Below are 17,580 nucleotides of genomic sequence, written 5' to 3'. Positions count from 1 at the left end.
AGAAGTTGCCAGCGTGAGCGTTCGACGGGTCGCGTGGCAGCTCGGTACGCCTGTTCCAGCTCATCGGTCGTGCGGTGTGTGGTCAACTGGGCAGCTCGCATAGTTGATTATCACTTTAGTCCCGTATTACTTCATGTCCGTCCCCGACGACCCGCAGGTGTTCGCGGCACGTGTCCGAACGGAGCAGGTGGACTTGGCGTCGTCCTTCATGGTGTACGCACGCGAGGAAGTCGACGGCAGGGAGAAGGAACACGCTTCTTGCAAGCTGTGGCGCACGAATTTCCAGATAGGCGGCTCATGGTTCCAGCCATCGTCCCTGAAGTCCTCGCAGACGGATTCATGCTCAGAAATGGGTTCCGGCACAGTGGATTGTCTCAGTGGGAGATGTTCTGCTCGCTGGTCTAATTGTTCACAGGAACTGTGACCTGTGGAAAACTCCGTTGTTAACGCAAAATTTCACCCTTATTTGAATATTCCTTGATGTTGACGTTAAATTTATCCACAGCTTACCGAGGTTGTGGATAAATTTGTGGAAAACTTCCGATCTATACGAGTGATTCGTGCGTGCTCAGTCAGCCTGTCCGGCTGACGTGTCACCCCGTCAGGCTCAGGGCGACCCGCAACTGACACTTCACGGGTATAGTGTGTCTGATACACCTTCGCCGCGTGCTTTTGCTGCCTGTGGCGCGGGTTTGACCCCCAGGAGGAATGTCATGAACATTGAAAAAGTCATCGGGCGTGAAGTGCTGGATTCTCGCGGAAACCCCACCGTGGAAGCGGAAGTTCACCTGGACAGCGGGTACGTGGGCCGCGCCATCGTGCCCAGCGGGGCCAGTACCGGGGCACACGAGACGCTGGAACTGCGTGACGGTGACAAGGGCCGCTTCCTGGGCAAGGGCGTGCTGAACGCCGTGAAGAACGTGAATGAGGCCCTCGGCCCCGCCGTGGTGGGCATGGACGCCAGCGAGCAGGCCGCGCTGGACAAGGCCCTGATGGACGTGGACGGCACGCCGAATAAAGGCAAGATGGGCGGCAACGCCATCCTGGCCGTCAGCCTGGCCGCGGCCCGCGCCGCCGCCGAGGAACTGAACATCCCCCTTTACCGTTACCTGGGCGGCAGCAACGCCAAGACCCTGCCGGTGCCCATGATGAACGTCATCAACGGCGGGGCGCACGCCGACAACAGCGTGGACTTCCAGGAGTTCATGATCATGCCCGTCGGAGCGCCCTCCTTCCGTGAGGCGCTGCGTTACGGCGCGGAGACCTTCCACACGCTGAAGAAGGTGCTGAGCGGCAAGAAACTGAACACCAACGTGGGTGACGAGGGCGGCTTTGCCCCTGACCTGAAGAGCAACGAGGAAGCCCTGAGCGTCCTGATGGAAGCCATCGAGAAGGCCGGGTACGAGCCGGGCAAGGACATCTGCATCGCTCTTGACCCCGCCGTGACCGAGCTGTACAGGGATGGCAAGTACCACCTGGAAAGTGAAGGCAAAGTGCTGACCACAGCTGAAATGATCGACTTCTGGGCGGACTGGGCCAGCCGTTACCCGATTGTCAGCATTGAGGACGGGCTGGCGGAAGACGACTGGGACGGCTGGGCAGAGCTGACTGCCCGTATTGGCGACAAGGTGCAACTGGTCGGGGATGACCTGTTCGTCACGAACCCCGAGCGGCTCCAGCAGGGCATCGACCGCAGGGTGGGCAACGCCATTCTGGTAAAAGTCAACCAGATCGGCAGCCTGACCGAGAGCATGGACGCCATCGAGCTGGCCAAGCGTCACCACTACGGCACGGTTATCAGCCACCGCAGCGGCGAGAGCGAGGACGCTTTCATTGCAGACCTGGCGGTGGCGACGAACGCCGGGCAGATCAAGACGGGCAGCGCCAGCCGCAGTGACCGCATCGCCAAATACAACCAGCTGCTGCGCATCGAAGACCAGCTGGGTGACCGGGCGGTGTACCCAGGGCGCAAAGCACTGCGCTGAAAAGCGTTTAAGCTATGGGCCAGGGCGGGTGAGCCGCAGTAGCCCATAGCTCCCTTTTTGGGGGGATTTGGAAGTGTTTCCAAGTGGGGATTCCACACGGAGTTTGAATGAAGCATTTTGACCGTTCTACAAAGATTGTCGCCACGATTGGCCCGGCCAGCCGCGACCCGGAAACGCTTCGCCGCATGATCGACGCGGGCATGAACGTGGTTCGTATGAACTTCAGCCACGGCGACAAGGAAGACCACCGCCAGACCCTGCAGATGGTGCGCGAAATTGCCGCGCAAAAAGGCGTGACCATCGGTATTTTGCAGGACTTGCAAGGGCCGAAGATCCGCGTGGGCCGCTTCCCGGAAGGCAGCGTGACCCTCGCGCCCGGCGATAAGTTCACCATCACCATGGACGACGTGGAAGGCGACGCCACCCGCGTGTCCAGCACATACAAGGGCCTCGCGCAGGACGTGACGCCCGGCATGACCCTGCTGCTCGACGACGGGAACATGTCCCTGAAAGTCGACGGCGTGCGCGGCAACGACGTCATGACCACCGTCGTGATCGGCGGCTTGCTGAAGAACAACAAGGGCATCAACGTGCCCCAGGCCGATCTGAGCGTCCCTGCCCTGTCGGAAAAAGATGTTTCTGACATGGAATTCGGTGCAGAGATCGGTGTGGACTGGGTGGCCCTGTCGTTCGTGCGTTCCCGCGACGACCTGCTGCTCGCCCGGCATTACCTGGCGCGCTTCGGCAGCAAGGCGAAACTCATGGCCAAAATCGAGAAGCCGCAGGCGGTGGAACGCTTCGAGAACATCCTCAAGGAAGTCGACGGCATCATGGTCGCGCGGGGTGACCTGGGCGTGGAAATGCGCCCCGAACAGGTGCCGACCATCCAGAAAAGGATCATTGCCATGTGCCGGGACGCTGGCAAACCCGTCATTACCGCCACGCAGATGCTGGAGAGCATGATCAGCCTCCCGCGCCCCACGCGCGCCGAAGCCTCTGACGTGGCCAATGCCATCTACGACGGCACCGACGCGGTGATGCTCTCGGCCGAGTCGGCCAGTGGCCTGTACCCCGTGGAGTCCGTCGCCATGATGGACCGCATTGCCCGCGAAGCCGAGAGCAGCGAACTGTACCGGCAGATGCAGCAGAAACTGAAGATCGATACCGAACTGGCGCAGGACTCCATCGCCTTCGCCGCGCAGGAAATCGCCGCGAAACTCGGGACTCCGGCCATCGTGGCCTTCACTAGCACCGGCGGGGCCGCCACCCGCATCGCCAAGTACCGCCCGCCCGTCGCCATCCTGGCCCTGACCCCCAACGAGGTCACCCGCAACCAGCTGGCCCTGTCATGGGGCGTGGTGCCCATGCTCAGCGAAGACCCGCAGGACACCGACGACATGGTGCGCATTGCCAACGACGACCTGAAACGCAGCGGCCTGGCCGATACCGGCGACCGCTACGTCATCACCGCCGGTGTTCCCTTTGGCGTGCGCGGCACGACCAACATGCTCCGCGTCGAACGCCTGCGCGACGAAGGCATGAGCGACCGCTGGTAAAGGGCGAAGAGATCGGAGAAGGTGGAAAAGCACCTGAGCGGGATGGTGTTTTTCCACCTTCTGATTAGTTCATTTGCTCGACCTCTTGGGCCAGCTGCTCTGCGCTCTCAGTCATCCGCTTGCCTACATGTTTTCTGGTCAAGGCGGCGTCAGTCATGAACCTGCCCAGCGCGGAACTGTGATGGGCAGGTCATCTTTTTTATCCACAGGCTGGGGATAACTTTAGGCCGTGCCTGTGGATAAGTCGTCAGGACGAAATGAGGTTCTTGTTGTGTGATAGCTGGTTTCTAACCACTTTTGGCATCCCTGGCAGCCTGTGTATAACTTCCCGCTCCAGTCAGGGACGGCCCTGACATCCAGCGGCCCATGAAGACCCTATTAAATCTTGAACCGGGTCAAGAGTCAAGCCTCCAGCTTCAGGCGAACAAACTTGTCCTTGCCCTTCTGAATAACTACACCGGCCTGAAGTTCAGTGCGGCTCAGCTGCCCGTGAGGCTCCGTGTAGGTTTCCCCATTCAGTTTCAGGCCCCGGTTCTGAATGAGTTTGCGTGCCGCGCCGTTGCTGGGTTCCAGGCCCGAGAGCACCACCAGTTTCACCAGGCTGATCTGTTCGGTGTCGGCACTGTCGTCCAGTTCAGCCTTCGGGACGGTCACGCTGGGGATATTCTCCGGAATGCCGCCCTTCGCTACGCTCCTGAAGCGTTCCTCGGCGGCGTCCAGATCGGCGTCCGGGTGGAACCAGCGCACCACCTCGCGGGCCAGCTCACGGTGCGCGGCCACCGGATGCCCGGCCAGCAACTCGCTGATCTTTTCCTGCGGCAGATCCGTCAGGAGCGTGAGGTAGTTGTTCAGCAGCGGATCCGGCACTTTCATCAGCTTGGCGAACATGATGTGCGGCTCGTCGGTCAGACCGATGTAGTTGTCCAGACTCTTGGACATCTTCTCGGTGCCGTCCAGACCCACCAGCAAGGGCAGGGTCATGACCACCTGCGGTTCCTGGTCGTAATCCTTTTGCAAAGCGCGCCCGACCAGGTTGTTGAACAGCTGATCGGTGCCGCCCAGTTCCACGTCGGCCTTCAGCGCTACCGAGTCGTACCCCTGGGTGATCGGGTACAGCAGTTCGTGCAGGGAAATGGGCGTGCCATTGTTCAGACGCTTCGTGAAATCATCGCGTTCCAGAATGCGGGCCACGGTGTACTTGCTCGCCAGACGGATCACGTCCGCATACCCCATGGGTTCCAGCCACTCGCCGTTGAACCGCAACTCCAGCACTTCCGGCTCGTCGCGCAGGATCAACTTGCACTGCTCCAGGTAACTCTGGGCATTCGCGCGGGTTTCTTCCAGCGTCAACGGCGGTCGCGTTTTGCTTTTGCCGCTCGGGTCACCGATCATGGCCGTGAAATCCCCGATCAGCATGATCACCTGGTGACCCAGATCCTGAAACTGCCGCATTTTGCGCAGGATCACCGCGTGCCCCAGGTGCAGGTCCGGGCGGGTAGGGTCGGCCCCCAGTTTCACGCGCAGCGGCTGGCCATTGGCAATTTTGCGGCGCAAGTCCTCCTCGGACACCAGATCCACCACGCCACGCTTCAGGATCTGCAATTGCTCGTCGACCGGGACATTTCTACGAATTTCATTCATACGTCCTCCATAACAGAAGAAACGGCACACTCACGCTGGAATGTGCCGCTTCAGGGTTGGATTTCAGGCTGAATAGACCGTCTCCCACCTAGCGGCAGGACAGATATGCACGTCGGGTCAAACGCCTCATGCCATCAGTCTAGCAAGTCCCTGCGCTGGCAGGAAATGCGTCACCTGACCTATCCAGACGAATAGAGCGCCTTTTGCCCTTCCAGTCTCCCTGCGTGGCCGGTTCGTGCTGGAATCATTAGGATGTCCGGGTGAAAACCATGCATGACCTCCGCGCCCATCTGCCGCGCCCTGGCCAGGTCGAGTGGATCGGTGTTCGTTCCGGCCGGCGCGAACCCGTCCACAGCCGGGCCGAAGTCGAGATTCACCCGCTGGTGGGCGTGGTGGGCGATCACGGGAAAACCGCGCCGACCCGTCTCACGGCCCTAACCGGCGGGGAGGTTCACCCGGTGACGCCTTCTCCCGCTCAACCGAACGGGCGCGGCAAGAGGCAGGTGACGCTTCTTCAGGCCGAGCATCTGCCGGTGATCGCTGCCCTGGCGGGCCTGGACGAAGTCCCACCGGAACTGCTGCGCCGCAACATCCTGGTGAGTGGTCTTTCGTTGCTGGCCCTCAAAGACCGGCGTTTTCAGCTGGGCGAGGTCGTTCTGGAAGGCACCGGCGAGTGCCACCCCTGCTCACGCATGGAAGAGAACCTGGGAGACGGCGGGTACAACGCCGTGCGCGGCCACGGGGGCATTACCGCCCGCGTCATTCAGGGCGGGACGGTGCGTGTGGGCGACCGCGTGCAGGCACTGCCGAAGGACACGCCCTGATTCCCGTTCTGGACGCCCGTCTGGCCGCGGTGCTGAAGCTCATTCGCGCCGCGACCCATGCGGACATCGGTTCGGATCACGCACATCTGCCGATTCGGCTGGTTCAGACCGGACGCGTGGAGCGCTGCGTGGTGGTGGAGTTGAACCCCGGCCCGCTCGGGCACGCCCGGACAAATGTGGCGCTGGCTGGCCTGTCTGACCGCCTGGAGGTGCGCCAGGGCAACGGCCTGTCTCCCCTGCGGCCCGGCGAGGTAGAAAGCGCCAGCATGACGGGCATGGGCGCCAACACCATCCAGAGCATTCTGAAAGCGGGTGGCGAACGCCTGCCCCCGGCGCTGGTGGTGCAGCCGAACGATTCCCCACGAATCCTGCGCGAGTGGGCTGCCCGCAGCGGGTTTCACCTGGTGGCCGAGGCGCTCGCGGCCGGGTTCTGGAGTTATCCCGTGCTGCGTTTCGAGGCGCGTTCCGGGGCCGACCCCGTTTACGACGGGGTGCCACTCGACGCGGCTTTGCGGTACGGCCCGCATCTGCTGCGTTCCGGTGACCCGCTTATCCGGCGGCAGGTGCTGGACGACCTGGCTCGCCTCACGCCACTGGCCGCACCGGGCCGCGCCGCACAGGACGAGCTGAACACCGCAAAAACAGCCCTTGAATTTCTGGAGAAATAAAAAATCCGCCTTTCTCGGCGGTGATAATAAAAATATAGCGTGGTATTCACCCAATGTCAAATTTATGCTCGGCATTAAAAAACGTGTCTGGAACAGGGAAAACCTATCTATATCTTCGGCTCGTGCGAACATATACAGGACGGGCGGCAGCGTGTCTCACCGTCTTTTGGTAATCACTCTTGAACTCAGTCGCTTTCGCCCGGTAGCATGACGCGCTGCGCCTGCGTGCGCCCGGCAAGGAGGTGATGACGTGAACACAGAACAACTGGATGCTCAAGACCCGCCCAGTCTGCCTTTCACGCCATTCCTGACTCCGGAGGACGCCCCATGCGCCACGCCACAGACAAACCCGGCGGCCTGAACGAAGGCAGCTTGAAGAAAGGCGGCCCATCATGCTGACCTACTACCGCAGCATTGGTGGGAAACTCACCATTCTGGACGAATACATAGACGGTTGCTGGATCAACGCCGCTGCGCCCACGCCCGAGGAACTGGCCCGCGTCAGCGCCGAGACGGGCCTTGATCTGGATTACCTGTCTTACCCACTTGACCCGGACGAACGCTCCCGTTTCGAGCGAGACGAAGACCAGCTGCTGATCATCATGCAGACCAGTTACCGCCTGCCCGACACCAGCGATATTCCCTATGACACCGTGCCACTGGGCATTCTTCACAATGACCACTGCATCGTGACGGTGTGCGCCCTGCAGGAAAACCCCGTCATCAAGGACGTTTTGAGTGGCCTGGTGCGGCGCGTCAGCACCGTGAAGAAAAACCGCCTGACGCTGCAACTGTTCCTGCGCAACTCGCAGCGGTTTCTGATCGACGTGCGGCAGATCAACAAGCGCGTGGACACCATCGAGGACAAACTGGAGCACAGCCAGCAGAACAAGGAAATCCTCGACCTGCTGAAGCTGGAGAAAAGTCTCGTTTACTTCCTGACCGGCCTGAAAGCCAACGAATCCATGATGGAACGCGTCAAACGTGACCGCATCTTCGAGATGTATGAGGAAGACAGCGACCTGCTCGACGATGTGCTGATCGAGAACCTGCAGGCCATCGAAATGGCGACCATTGCCAGCAACATCCTGACCAGCATGGCCGGCGCGTTCGCCAGCGTCATTTCTAACAACGTCAACCAGGTGGTGAAGGTGCTGACCGTGACGACCATTCTGGTGGCCATTCCCACGCTGGTGAGCGGATTTTTCGGTATGAATGTCGAGGGCCTGCCCTTCCACGACAGCCCCCTGGGGTTCTGGCTGGTCGTGGGCGTCGCCATTGCCATTGCCAGCATCATCGGCTGGCTCTTCTACCGCTTGAAAATCTTCTGAACGGTGGGCCGCTCAGCGCGTGCCGGTAAAGCCGCCCGCGCAACCGGCCCCGGCCTCGGGAACCCTGTCACCTGCGCCGAAGCGCTCCACGAATAACTTCAGACGCTCGTCGTCCGCCGTTTGCGCGGTGATCTGGGCGTTCCACGCAGTCATGACGATGGGTGCGGGCAGGTTTTCACGCGGAGACACGAGGGTTTTCGCTTTGATCTCGCGCTCCTGCTCGCCCTGTTTCACCTTGATGGGGGTGACCAACACGGCCCTGAGCTTCTCGCGTTCCGTCGCCGCCAGCCCGGGCCGGTACGTGACCCAGATGGCCCCGCGAGCCAGCGAGTGAACCGCGTACTCGTCGTAAATAGGCGCGGTGTACGTTCCGCAGGTCTGCCACAGGGCGTTGTAAGGCCCGCCCGACGGGGGACTCTCCTGGTAGCCAATGGAACCACTGCGGACGTCGCCACCCAGGTAGGCAAAGACACGCAAATCATCAATTTCCCTCGGCTTCTGCGGCCCGCAGGCACACAACAGCACAAGGAGGGGCAAGACGCACAACTTCACAACGGTCAGGGTAGAGGGTAAAGCGCAGGGGGTAAAGGTGCCGGTGGCCCGACGCGGCGAGCCGTCGTTGGCTTCAGAAGTCGGGAAAAGCCTGGCCTGCCCATCTTTTTCTATGGTTTTCTACAGGCGAACAGCTTTTTCCTACCACCCACCGCTTTCCCTTACAAGCTGGCCGGGTCGATCAGCATGGGGTCTTCGGTTTCGAAGGCTTCGGCATACTTGACGCGCAGCAGGGTGCCCCAGTAGGTGAGGCGGCCTTTGCGGCGTTCGATGATCTCGGGGGTAACGGTTTCGGACACGTACCCGCCGGAGAACTGGCTGGTGTGGGCGCGGATGGCGGCTTCCCAGGTGGCCATGACTTCGCCGACATCGACGAGGATGCTGGCGCGAATGTCGGCGTTGCCCTGGTACAGCAGGACGCGCTCGACGCGGTGCGGGTCGCCCGGCACCCCGGCTTTTTTCAGCGCGGCGAGGTGAATGGCGCGTTTGGCAAGCTGATACGTGCCGAAGTGATCCGGGTGGCGGTCGAGGTGGTGCGGCACAACCAGCACGCGCGGTCTGACCGCTCTGAGCGCGCTGGCGAGGGCCTGCGCTTCGCCGGGCAGGTCAGCCAGCCCGCCGTCCGGCAGGCCCAGTTGTCCGCGCCAGCTCAGGCCCATGATTCTCGCGGCCTCGATGCATTCTGCCTGGCGTGCCTGTGGGGTGCCCTGCGTGCCCATTTCCCCGCGTGACAGTTCCAGGATGCCCACGCCCTTTCCGGCCCGGGCCAGGCGAATCAGCGTCCCGCCCGCGCCAATTTCGGCGTCGTCCGGGTGCGGGGCAAGGCACAGCCAGTCGAGGGGCTGCACGGTGCCGTAAACAGTGTCGAACATACTGGGAGTTTACGGACAGGGGAACGGGCCAGCGCGCTGCTCCTTCTTGAGCTCCTCGTTTTTGTGCTAGCTGGCGCACGGACTGCGCTTTGGCCTGCGCCCCTCTCCGACTGCGCGGGTGGGTTACCGCTGGCCAACGGGCGTGCGGATGGTGAGGACCGGAATGGGGCTGCGCTCCACGACCTTGGCGGCGGTGCTGCCCAGGAAAAAGCGTTCCAGGGCGCCGCGCGAGTGCGTGCCCACCACGATCAGCTCGGCGTTCCAGTTGCGCGCGGCGTCCAGAATGCCGGTCACCGGGTCGCCCACCAGCAACTCGGTTTCCTCGCCTTCCAGGGCCAGGGTGTTCAGGCGTTGTCCGTCGGCGGTTTCCAGCGTGTGCAGCAGTTCGGCGTCCGGGATGGCCGGGGTCACGCCACCCAGCAGGTCAGGTGTGGCGGTCACGCGGGCATCGGTGACGTGCGCCAGGCGCAGGGTCGCGCCGGGAAAACGCTGGCGCACCACGTCCAGCACCTGCTGGTTGCCGCCGGAGAAGTCCACGCCGACGAGGATGCGGTTGAAAGCGGTACGGGGGATCGTCATGCCTTCAAAGTACACCGCGCCCCGCTCAGCATGTCTCAAAGGATCATCAAGATTGGAGAACAGTGTGGGACAGGTCACGTTAGGGTGTGGGCGCTAGACTTCCCTCATGCAAATGCAGAGTTTCGGCGCGGCCCTGACCGTCACGGGCAGCATGCACCTCCTGACCCTGGGAAACAAGCGAATTCTGGTGGACTGCGGCATGTTCCAGGGCGGCGACGAAATGGAGAAACGCAACCACGAGCCGTTCCCCTTCGACCCGGCGGAACTGGACGCCGTGATCCTCACGCACGCGCACCTCGATCACGTGGGCCGCCTGCCGCTGCTGGTCAAGCGCGGCTACCGGGGGGCCATTCATTGCACCGCCCCCACCGCCGCCCTGGCCGAGACAGTCCTGATCGATTCGGCGCGGCTTCAGGTGGACGGCTACCGCCAGGATCTGCGCCACGCCCGCCGGCAAGGCCGCCCGGACGAGGAAACCCTGCCGCCCCTGTACGAGGAAGCGGACGTTCACCGCACCCTGGCCCTGCTGCGCCCCCACCTGGAATTTGGCCAGACCGAGAATATAGCCGGCATCAAGGTCACGCCTCAGCGGGCCGGGCACATCCTGGGAAGCGCCTACCTGGTGATCGAGTCGCCGGAGGGCCGCCTGCTGATGTCCGGCGACCTGGGCAACCGTGAGAGCGGCCTGCAAATGGATTTCACGCCGCCACCCGAAGTGGACGCTGTGGTCATCGAAACGACCTACGCCAACCGCACCCACCGCCGCTGGGACGAGACCCTGACCGAGTTCCGCGACGCTCTGCGCGAAAGTGTGCGGAACAATGGAAAAATCCTGATTCCCAGTTTTGCCATCGAACGCGCCCAGGTGATCTTGCACACCCTCAAGCAACTGATGGACGTCGGCGAGGTGCCGCGCATTCCGGTGTTTCTGGATTCGCCGATGGCGACCCGCGCCACCAACGAGTACTTCGAGTTCGGCGACGAACTGATTCCACCCGTGCGCGAGGCATTGCAAAACGGCGAAGACCCTTTCCGGCCCAGCACCCTGCACGTGGTGCCCACCAGCGCCGAGTCGCAGCGCCTGAACAGGTACGACGGCCCGGCCATCATCATGGCGGGGAACGGCATGATGACTGGCGGGCGCATTCAGCATCACCTCAAGCACCACCTCTGGAAACCCAGCACCAGCCTGATCATCGTGAGCTACCAGTCCCCCAGCAGCCTGGGCGGCAAGATCGTGACAGGGGCTGACACCGTGCGCATCATGGGTGAGGACATCGCCGTGCGTGCCCAGGTGCACACCATCGGTGGGTTCTCGGCACACGCCGACCAGGACGACCTGCTGGCCTTCCTGAGCACCGCCGGGGCCGGCAAGAGCCCGCACGTGTGGCTGGTTCACGGTGAAGTCGGCGTGATGGACGCCTTCATTCCGGTGCTGGCCCAGCAGGGCCTGAAAGGCGACATCGTGCCGGATCGCCAGCCCATCGATCTGCTCGGCCCCGGTTTCCCGGGTGGCCGCCCGCCCGGTCTGGTCATCAGCGAGACGCCGGCAACGGGCACCAGCGACGCTGCCCGGGCCGAAGGCGGCGAGTAAAGTCGGACGATAAAAGCAAAGAGAGGCGGGGGCCGTAAAGCCTCCGCCTTCCCGTCAACGTCCTATTTACGGGTCATATGCACTGCGTCCGATTCCATAGAACTCTCGGAAAAACACCCCAATCCTATTTCATCTCCCGCAGCGCGTATTTTTTGACTCTCACTCCATTCGGGTTATATCGCTCAACACCAGCGATATAACCGCAATAGGTATCACTTGTACTGCGGCCAGGGCCACGTGCTGAAACTGACCTCCTGCCATTTGGGGTGCATGCCCTCGTTTTCCTGCAGGTTCACGAGTTTGCTCAGGGCGCACTTCTGGTAATCCAGCAGGAGTTTCTTGCGTTCGGGGGTTTTGAAGTCGCGGGTCGCCAGAACACTCTGCACGGCCACGGTGGACACACTGCCCGCGCTCAGGTTGGCGTACATCAGTTTGGCGGGGGCATACACGCCCTGTACGTCCGGCGTGAAGGGAATGGGCACCAGGTTGATGTTCGCGCCGCTCAGATCCTTGACCCACGCGGCGGGCTGGCCCACCACCGCCAGCACCGCGTCCACCTGGCCGGCTTGCAGGGCCGCGAAGGCCGCGTCACGGTCTTTGACGCTGACCACCGTGAAGGGCACTTTCATCTTGGCGCTCAGCACCCTGGCGGTGATCAGGCTGCCGCCCCAAGCGGCCACGCGCTTTTTGTTCAGGTCCTTGAACTGGGCTACGCCGATGGTCGTGACTTTGCCCAGAATGCTTTTTTTCTGGATGGGCGGCCTGGCGAACAGGTGAACTTCCTCGTTGTGCAGCGGCAACAGGGCCTTGATGTTCTTCACGCGGGCGTCCTGATCGATCTGCTCCTTGGCTTTCAGGACGTCACTCTGTACGAAGGCCAGCGACACTTCGTTGCTCAGCAGCAGGTCGATGTTCTCCAGGCTGCCGCTGGTGCCGCGTTCCTTGAGATAGGCGCTCTGCGTGCAGACCTTACCGATGTTCTTGAACATGGCGCTGTACGTGCCGGTGGGGCTGCCGGTGGCGACATTCATGAACACCGGGTCGGCCGCCTGCGCCGTCGTGATCGAGAGGAAAAGCAGGGCGAGAATCTTTTTCAAGAGGAGCACTCCTTTCGAGTGGGAGAACCGGATGGGCGCAGGGGATGCGGGTGGTGGGGGTGCGGGTAGTGTACGCGGCCGGCCTGGGGCTGCGCTGAGGGTCAGGGTCTGAAGGTCACTTCAGATCCTGGTAACCGGACTGGTCGCTGCTGCTGGACTGATCGCTACTGGAGGTGTCCGGCGTGGTGGGGAGGATTTCGGGCGTGTCCGGTGTTGAGTTGTCCGTGGCGGGACTGTCTGGCGCGGTGTTGTCCGGGCTGGACGTGTCGGAGGCGGACGGGTCTGGTGCTTCCGGGAAGATCGGTTCGGCTGGCGGGGAGCCGTCCGATGGTGTGGAAGGGGCCGGTTTGGACGTGTCGGGCGGCGCGGGAATCTCCGGCGTGGCGGGCGGCAGATTGTAGGGATCGCCGCTGGACGGGTCTGCGGGGCCGCCGGCACTGTCGGTGCTGCTGCCCGTACTGGGGAAAGGTTCGTTGCCGAAGGCCCCCTGCTGATCCATCACGATGACCGCCGAGCAGGCCAGCAGGATCAGGCCCAGCAGCGTCCTGATGAGCTTCGGGCGCATTACGGGCGGCCCTCACTGGCCGGAAGTGGGGGCAGCGTGACCTTCATACCCTCACTTATACGCCGAAACCCTGGCGTTCGTTGCAAAAAGACCACACCGAGACTTCAGAAAAAGAAACTGGCCCTGCCTGTGGCCAAGTCGGACACGGCTGGGAAAAGTCAGGTCAGTTCCGGCCCACGCTTTCCCCGGTCGGGAAGCATGAAAAACGCCCCCACCCACAGGGGGCAGAGGCGTTTCAGATGACCTTCGTTCAGGCGTGCGCGGGTTCGTGTTCCCAGCCGAACACGGCCCGGTCGTCCACGGCCAGGCTCTCGTTGCCGGCCTTGATGGTGGCGGCCAGCGCCTTGGTTTCGGGGAACAGTTTGGCGAAGTAGAATTTCGCGGTCTGCACTTTGCCGAGGTAAAAGCCGTCCTTGTCGAACCCACCGTCGATCTTGTCCTGGGCCAGTTTGGCCATGCGGGCCCACAGGTAGCCGTACACGACGTGCCCGAAGAAGCGCAGGAAGTCCACGGCGGCGGCGTTCACTTCGTCCGCGCCCTCGGGGCCACTCATGGCCTTCTGGCCGATCACCATGGTCAGGCTGCCGAGTTGCTGCGCGGCCTTGCCGAGCTGGTTCACGTAGTCGCCAATCGCTTCGTCCCCCTCGTGTTCTTCCACGAAGGCCTGCAGGGTGCCGGCGAGGCTCTGCAGTTTCTTGCCGCCGTCCATCAGCACCTTGCGGCCCAGCAGATCGAGGGCCTGAATCCCGTTGGTGCCCTCGTAGATCTGGCCGATGCGGGCGTCGCGCACGAACTGTTCCATGCCCCACTCGGCGATGTAGCCGTGGCCGCCGAACACCTGCTGGCTAAGAACAGCCACATTGAAGCCGTTGTCAGTCATGAACGCCTTGGCGATGGGGGTCAGCAGGGCCACCAGGTCGCCCGCCTCCTGGCGCCCCGCCTCGTCGGGGTGGTGGTGCTCGGTGTCCAGGCTGAGGGCCAGCCACAGCGCCAGGGCGCGGCCCGCTTCGGTGTAGGCCTTGCCGGTCAGCAGCATGCGCCGCACGTCCGGATGCACGATGATGGGATCGGCCGCTTCACGGCTCACGCGCGGTTCGTGGCGCATCTGCAGGCGGTCTTTGGCATAGGCCAGGGCGTTCTGGTAGGCCACCTCGCCCAGGCCCAGGCCCTGAAGGCCGGTGCCGAGGCGGGCGGCGTTCATCATGATGAACATGTGGTTCATGCCCTTGTTGACCTCGCCGACCAACCAGCCCCTGGCCCCGTCGAAGTTCAGAACGGCGGTGGCGTTGCCGTGAATGCCCATCTTGTGTTCCAGGCTGCCGCACACCACACCGTTGCGCTCACCCAGCGAGCCGTCGGAGGCAGGGATGAACTTGGGCACCAGGAACAGGGAAATGCCTTTGGTCCCGGCGGGGCTGCCCTCCAGGCGGGCCAGCACCAGGTGGACGATGTTGTCGGTCAGGTCATGTTCGCCGGCACTGATAAAGATCTTGGTGCCGGTGATGCTGTAGCTGCCGTCGCCGTTATCGGACGCTTTCGTGCGGATTATGCCGAGATCCGTGCCAGCGTGCGGTTCGGTGAGGCACATGGTGCCGCTCCACTCGCCGCTCACGATTTTCGGCAGGTACAGCTGCTTCAGCTCGTCGGTGCCGACGGCGGCCAGGGCACTGTAGGCGCCGTGGCTGAGGCCGGGGTACATGCCCCAGGCAACGTTCGCGCCGGTAATCATCTCGTTCATGGCGATGCTGACCAGGTGCGGCATGCCCTGACCGCCCCACTGCGGGTCGGCGTCCAGGCCGGGCCAGCCGGCGTCACAGAACTTCCGGTAGGCGGCCTTGAACCCGCTGGGCGTGGTCACGTTGCCGTGCTCGTCGCGCACGCAGCCTTCGCGGTCGCCCACCTGGTTCAGGGGTTGCACTTCGGTTTCCACGAAGCGGGCGGCCTCGTCCAGCACCTGCCCCAGCAGGTCGGCGTCGGCGGTGTCGTTGTCTTTGTAGTAGGGCATGGCCGCCAGATGCTGGTCGGCTTCCAGCAGCTCGTTCATGATGAACTTCATGTCGCGCAGCGGTGCTTTGTAGGTGGGCATGATTTTCTCCTTGTACAAAGAGACTCCGCCGTTCTGGTGGAGTCCGCACAAAATTAATTAGACTCAGTATAAAACTTTAAGGGGCGAATGTCACGCCTGTCTGCCTGGTTCTTCCTTCATTAAGGGCCTGGTCTGCTCCGGCTGTTGCTACACGGCGGAACCGAGTATTCTTCTTAAGATCATGAACTACCCAAGCCTGGTCTGGCACCTGAAAAGAACGGAGCTGTTCGCCGACCTTGAGCTTGCCGAACTCGAACGTGTGGCCGCCGCCACCCCCTACCGCACGTATCAGCCCGGCGAGGTCATCTACCGCATGGATGACCCCGCCGACGCCCTGTACTTCGTGCGCAGCGGTCTCGTCAAAATCAGCAAACTGTTTCCCAACGGCAAGGAAGCCATCCTGGGCGTCATCGGGCAGCACGACACCTTTGGCGAACTGCTGCTGCAACCCGAGGAGCGCCGCCCCACCCAGGCCGAAGCACTGGAGCGCACCACCTTGATCGTGCTGCCGCGCCACGAACTCCAGAAACTGCTGAACACCAAGCACGACCTGGCCATGAAACTCATTCGCCTGATGGCCGCCCGCCTCTTCGAGGCCCAGAACTGGATGGCCACCGTCAGCGCCTACAGCGCCCCCGAGCGCGTCGCCAGCCTGCTGTACCGCCTGGCCCGCGAGTTCGGGCGGCCTCACCCCCAGGGCGTCGAACTGAACCTCAAACTGAATCAGGAAGATATCGCCCGCATGGTCGGCGCCACCCGCGAAACGGTCAGTCACTCGCTGGGCAAACTCAAGAAGGATGGGGCCATCGTCCGCGCCCGCACCCCGATCATCGTGCAGCTGGACGCGCTGAAAAGGTATATCGACGAGGGCGAGTAAGCCCTGAACATCAGCACAAGCGAATAAAGCAATGGGTCAAAAGGCGTGTGCAACCGCAGCCGTTCTTTTTTATGCTGACCTATGGACGCCAGCATCCGCCCCGCAAGCCCCGACGACGCCCCCGGCATTGCTCAGGTTTACACGCAAAGCTGGCGCGAAACGTCTCCGGGCCTGATGCCCGGCGACTTTCTGAGCAGGATGACCAGTGACGCGGCCCGGCAACGGAGTGAGGAAAGTTGGCTTACCCAGCGCCTCACCCCCGACCCGGGGCGGCCCGTGCTGGCCGCGGAACTGAACGCGCGGAACTGAACGGTTGGATCGTGGCTTTCGCCTCTGGCGGCCCCGCGCGACAATACCCCGGGTATGAAGCCGAACTGTACACGCTCTACAGCCTGAAGGAAGTGCAAGGGCACGGGATCGGGAAGGCCCTCCTACACGCCCTTGCCCGTGAACTTCAGACAGGCGGCGCGAAGAATATGGCGCTCTGGGTTCTGGACGTGAACCCCACCCGCCACTGGTACGCCCGGCAGGGCGCCAGCGCAGCAGGTGAAAAACAGGAAGGTGCACTCAGGGAACTCCGGATGGTGTGGGATGACCTGAGCAGACTCCTGGTACGATAACCACCGGATGAACCCCTGGATTTACCTGCTGATCGCCATTGTGGCCGAAGTCATTGGGACTTCTGCGCTGAAACTCTCGAAAGGTTTTACGGTGCTGGGGCCGTCACTGGTGGTGGTCGCCGGGTACGCCAGCGCGTTCTACTCGCTGAGTCTGGCCCTGGGCCGCGGTATGGCGCTGGGCACCGCCTACGCCGTGTGGTCAGGTGTGGGCACCGCCCTGATCGCGGTGATCGGCTGGCTGATCTTCAACGAGGGTTTGAACGCTAAAGCCGTGCTGGGCATTGCCTTGATCATTGCCGGGGTGATCCTGCTCAACCTGAACAGTTCGGCCCATTGACCAGCAGTCCTTAACGCCGCAGCTTGCGGGCGGCCTCGTCGGCGGTGATCTCGCCCTTTTCCAGCTTCTCCAACACCTCGTCCTGCGGGTCGGCCAGTTCCGGTTCGTACCCGATGGCGCGCAGCAGCGTGTCGAAGCGGGCGCGGACGGTGGGGTAACTGAGGCCCAGCACGCGCTCGACCTCCTTGAGGTTGCCGCGCACCTTGATGTACAGGCGCAGGAACTCCAGGTTCTCGGGCGTCAGCGTGGCGAATTCGTTCAACTCGAAGACGCCGCTGACTTTGGTGCCACTGGACGGGAACACCAGTTCCGTGACCAGCGGCGCTTCGGTTTCATCAGGGAAGGGAATGGGAAGTGGGCGCATAAACCTACTGTAGGGGGTGGTGAGCCGTGAAA

Annotated in this window: 18 protein-coding genes; 10 read left to right on the top strand and 8 right to left on the bottom strand. The window is 62.6% G+C overall.

What is annotated here, in order from left to right; translation table 11 throughout:
• Positions 1-713 precede the first annotated feature (713 nt).
• Together eno and pyk are read left to right on the top strand one after the other, a co-directional pair.
• Positions 714-1,985 carry a phosphopyruvate hydratase gene (gene eno, locus E5Z01_RS13810; RefSeq protein WP_135229886.1) on the top strand — a complete coding sequence of 424 codons (1,272 nt, stop codon included), beginning with the start codon at positions 714-716 and terminating at the stop codon, positions 1,983-1,985.
• A gap of 107 nt (positions 1,986-2,092) precedes the next feature.
• On the top strand, positions 2,093-3,541 hold the full coding sequence (pyk, locus tag E5Z01_RS13805) for a pyruvate kinase (protein ID WP_119764251.1): 1,449 nt from the start codon (positions 2,093-2,095) through the stop codon (positions 3,539-3,541).
• 402 nt (positions 3,542-3,943) lie between these two features.
• On the opposite strand, the gene tyrS is transcribed toward pyk, so the two are convergent.
• Positions 3,944-5,182 carry a tyrosine--tRNA ligase gene (tyrS, locus tag E5Z01_RS13800; protein WP_135229885.1) on the bottom strand — a complete coding sequence of 413 codons (1,239 nt, stop codon included), beginning with the start codon at positions 5,180-5,182 and terminating at the stop codon, positions 3,944-3,946.
• A 260-nt stretch (positions 5,183-5,442) separates the two neighbouring features.
• On the opposite strand from tyrS, the gene E5Z01_RS13795 reads away from it, so the two are divergent.
• From E5Z01_RS13795 to E5Z01_RS13785, 3 genes are all read left to right on the top strand, one after another.
• On the top strand, positions 5,443-6,006 hold the full coding sequence (locus E5Z01_RS13795) for an MOSC domain-containing protein (protein ID WP_205750492.1): 564 nt from the start codon (positions 5,443-5,445) through the stop codon (positions 6,004-6,006).
• Positions 6,003-6,674, top strand: a complete 672-nt coding sequence (locus E5Z01_RS13790; protein WP_135229895.1) for a tRNA (adenine(22)-N(1))-methyltransferase TrmK — start codon at positions 6,003-6,005, stop codon at positions 6,672-6,674. The genes E5Z01_RS13795 and E5Z01_RS13790 overlap by 4 nt, the downstream gene beginning before the upstream one ends.
• Positions 6,675-7,066: 392 nt before the next feature.
• Positions 7,067-8,005, top strand: coding sequence for a magnesium transporter CorA family protein (locus E5Z01_RS13785; protein ID WP_135229884.1), 939 nt, complete (start codon positions 7,067-7,069; stop codon positions 8,003-8,005).
• Between the two features lie 12 nt (positions 8,006-8,017).
• Here E5Z01_RS13785 and E5Z01_RS13780 read toward each other — a convergent pair whose 3' ends face one another.
• The 3 genes from E5Z01_RS13780 to E5Z01_RS13770 form a co-directional block, all read right to left on the bottom strand.
• Positions 8,018-8,482 carry a DUF3105 domain-containing protein gene (locus tag E5Z01_RS13780; protein WP_240738435.1) on the bottom strand — a complete coding sequence of 155 codons (465 nt, stop codon included), beginning with the start codon at positions 8,480-8,482 and terminating at the stop codon, positions 8,018-8,020.
• Between the two features lie 236 nt (positions 8,483-8,718).
• The gene (bshB1, locus tag E5Z01_RS13775; RefSeq protein WP_135229883.1) at positions 8,719-9,429 is read right to left on the bottom strand and encodes a bacillithiol biosynthesis deacetylase BshB1; all 711 of its coding nucleotides are present in this window, start codon (positions 9,427-9,429) and stop codon (positions 8,719-8,721) included.
• 123 nt (positions 9,430-9,552) lie between these two features.
• The gene (locus E5Z01_RS13770) at positions 9,553-10,008 is read right to left on the bottom strand and encodes a universal stress protein (RefSeq protein WP_119766486.1); all 456 of its coding nucleotides are present in this window, start codon (positions 10,006-10,008) and stop codon (positions 9,553-9,555) included.
• A gap of 106 nt (positions 10,009-10,114) precedes the next feature.
• On the opposite strand from E5Z01_RS13770, the gene E5Z01_RS13765 reads away from it, so the two are divergent.
• A complete protein-coding gene (locus tag E5Z01_RS13765; protein ID WP_135229882.1) occupies positions 10,115-11,602 on the top strand; it encodes an MBL fold metallo-hydrolase in 1,488 nt (495 codons plus the stop codon).
• A gap of 212 nt (positions 11,603-11,814) precedes the next feature.
• On the opposite strand, the gene E5Z01_RS13760 is transcribed toward E5Z01_RS13765, so the two are convergent.
• From E5Z01_RS13760 to E5Z01_RS13750, 3 genes are all read right to left on the bottom strand, one after another.
• Positions 11,815-12,699: a TAXI family TRAP transporter solute-binding subunit gene (locus tag E5Z01_RS13760; protein WP_420810850.1), complete on the bottom strand. Its 885-nt coding sequence runs from the start codon at positions 12,697-12,699 to the stop codon at positions 11,815-11,817.
• Between the two features lie 115 nt (positions 12,700-12,814).
• Positions 12,815-13,264, bottom strand: a complete 450-nt coding sequence (locus E5Z01_RS13755) for a hypothetical protein (protein WP_135229881.1) — start codon at positions 13,262-13,264, stop codon at positions 12,815-12,817.
• Between the two features lie 250 nt (positions 13,265-13,514).
• Positions 13,515-15,350, bottom strand: a complete 1,836-nt coding sequence (locus E5Z01_RS13750) for an acyl-CoA dehydrogenase C-terminal domain-containing protein (protein ID WP_135229880.1) — start codon at positions 15,348-15,350, stop codon at positions 13,515-13,517.
• Positions 15,351-15,531: 181 nt separating this feature from the next.
• Here E5Z01_RS13750 and E5Z01_RS13745 point away from each other — a divergent pair, with 181 nt between their 5' ends.
• The 4 genes from E5Z01_RS13745 (at position 15,532) to E5Z01_RS13735 (ending at position 17,184) form a co-directional block, all read left to right on the top strand.
• Positions 15,532-16,227, top strand: coding sequence for a Crp/Fnr family transcriptional regulator (locus E5Z01_RS13745; protein WP_119764239.1), 696 nt, complete (start codon positions 15,532-15,534; stop codon positions 16,225-16,227).
• An 81-nt stretch (positions 16,228-16,308) separates the two neighbouring features.
• On the top strand, positions 16,309-16,536 hold the full coding sequence (locus E5Z01_RS20030; RefSeq protein WP_240738433.1) for a GNAT family N-acetyltransferase: 228 nt from the start codon (positions 16,309-16,311) through the stop codon (positions 16,534-16,536).
• 11 nt (positions 16,537-16,547) lie between these two features.
• The gene (locus tag E5Z01_RS20025; protein WP_240738432.1) at positions 16,548-16,847 is read left to right on the top strand and encodes a GNAT family N-acetyltransferase; all 300 of its coding nucleotides are present in this window, start codon (positions 16,548-16,550) and stop codon (positions 16,845-16,847) included.
• 7 nt (positions 16,848-16,854) lie between these two features.
• The gene (locus tag E5Z01_RS13735) at positions 16,855-17,184 is read left to right on the top strand and encodes a DMT family transporter (RefSeq protein ID WP_135229879.1); all 330 of its coding nucleotides are present in this window, start codon (positions 16,855-16,857) and stop codon (positions 17,182-17,184) included.
• Between the two features lie 10 nt (positions 17,185-17,194).
• Here the strand turns inward: E5Z01_RS13735 and E5Z01_RS13730 are convergent, their stop codons facing one another.
• Positions 17,195-17,548 (bottom strand): DUF2089 domain-containing protein, encoded by a 354-nt coding sequence (locus tag E5Z01_RS13730; RefSeq protein ID WP_135229878.1) that lies wholly within the window; start codon positions 17,546-17,548, stop codon positions 17,195-17,197.
• Positions 17,549-17,580 lie beyond the last annotated feature (32 nt).

The sequence above is a fragment of the Deinococcus fonticola genome, from assembly GCF_004634215.1.
GTDB lineage: Bacteria > Deinococcota > Deinococci > Deinococcales > Deinococcaceae > Deinococcus > Deinococcus fonticola.
Note: the sequence above shows the minus strand (reverse complement) of the source record. Positions and strands in the feature narration are given on the sequence as shown.

Bases quoted from the DNA above. Each gene is read 5' to 3' on its own strand.
- eno (WP_135229886.1), top strand. From the start codon at position 714: ATGAACATTGAAAAAGTCATCGGGCGTGAAGTGCTGGATTCTCGCGGA.
- pyk (WP_119764251.1), top strand. From the start codon at position 2,093: ATGAAGCATTTTGACCGTTCTACAAAGATTGTCGCCACGATTGGCCCG.
- tyrS (WP_135229885.1), bottom strand. From the start codon at position 5,182: ATGAATGAAATTCGTAGAAATGTCCCGGTCGACGAGCAATTGCAGATC.
- E5Z01_RS13785 (WP_135229884.1), top strand. From the start codon at position 7,067: ATGCTGACCTACTACCGCAGCATTGGTGGGAAACTCACCATTCTGGAC.
- bshB1 (WP_135229883.1), bottom strand. From the start codon at position 9,429: ATGTTCGACACTGTTTACGGCACCGTGCAGCCCCTCGACTGGCTGTGC.
- E5Z01_RS13770 (WP_119766486.1), bottom strand. From the start codon at position 10,008: ATGACGATCCCCCGTACCGCTTTCAACCGCATCCTCGTCGGCGTGGAC.
- E5Z01_RS13765 (WP_135229882.1), top strand. From the start codon at position 10,115: ATGCAAATGCAGAGTTTCGGCGCGGCCCTGACCGTCACGGGCAGCATG.
- E5Z01_RS13755 (WP_135229881.1), bottom strand. From the start codon at position 13,264: ATGCGCCCGAAGCTCATCAGGACGCTGCTGGGCCTGATCCTGCTGGCC.
- E5Z01_RS13750 (WP_135229880.1), bottom strand. From the start codon at position 15,350: ATGCCCACCTACAAAGCACCGCTGCGCGACATGAAGTTCATCATGAAC.
- E5Z01_RS13745 (WP_119764239.1), top strand. From the start codon at position 15,532: ATGAACTACCCAAGCCTGGTCTGGCACCTGAAAAGAACGGAGCTGTTC.
- E5Z01_RS20030 (WP_240738433.1), top strand. From the start codon at position 16,309: ATGGACGCCAGCATCCGCCCCGCAAGCCCCGACGACGCCCCCGGCATT.
- E5Z01_RS13735 (WP_135229879.1), top strand. From the start codon at position 16,855: ATGAACCCCTGGATTTACCTGCTGATCGCCATTGTGGCCGAAGTCATT.
- E5Z01_RS13730 (WP_135229878.1), bottom strand. From the start codon at position 17,548: ATGCGCCCACTTCCCATTCCCTTCCCTGATGAAACCGAAGCGCCGCTG.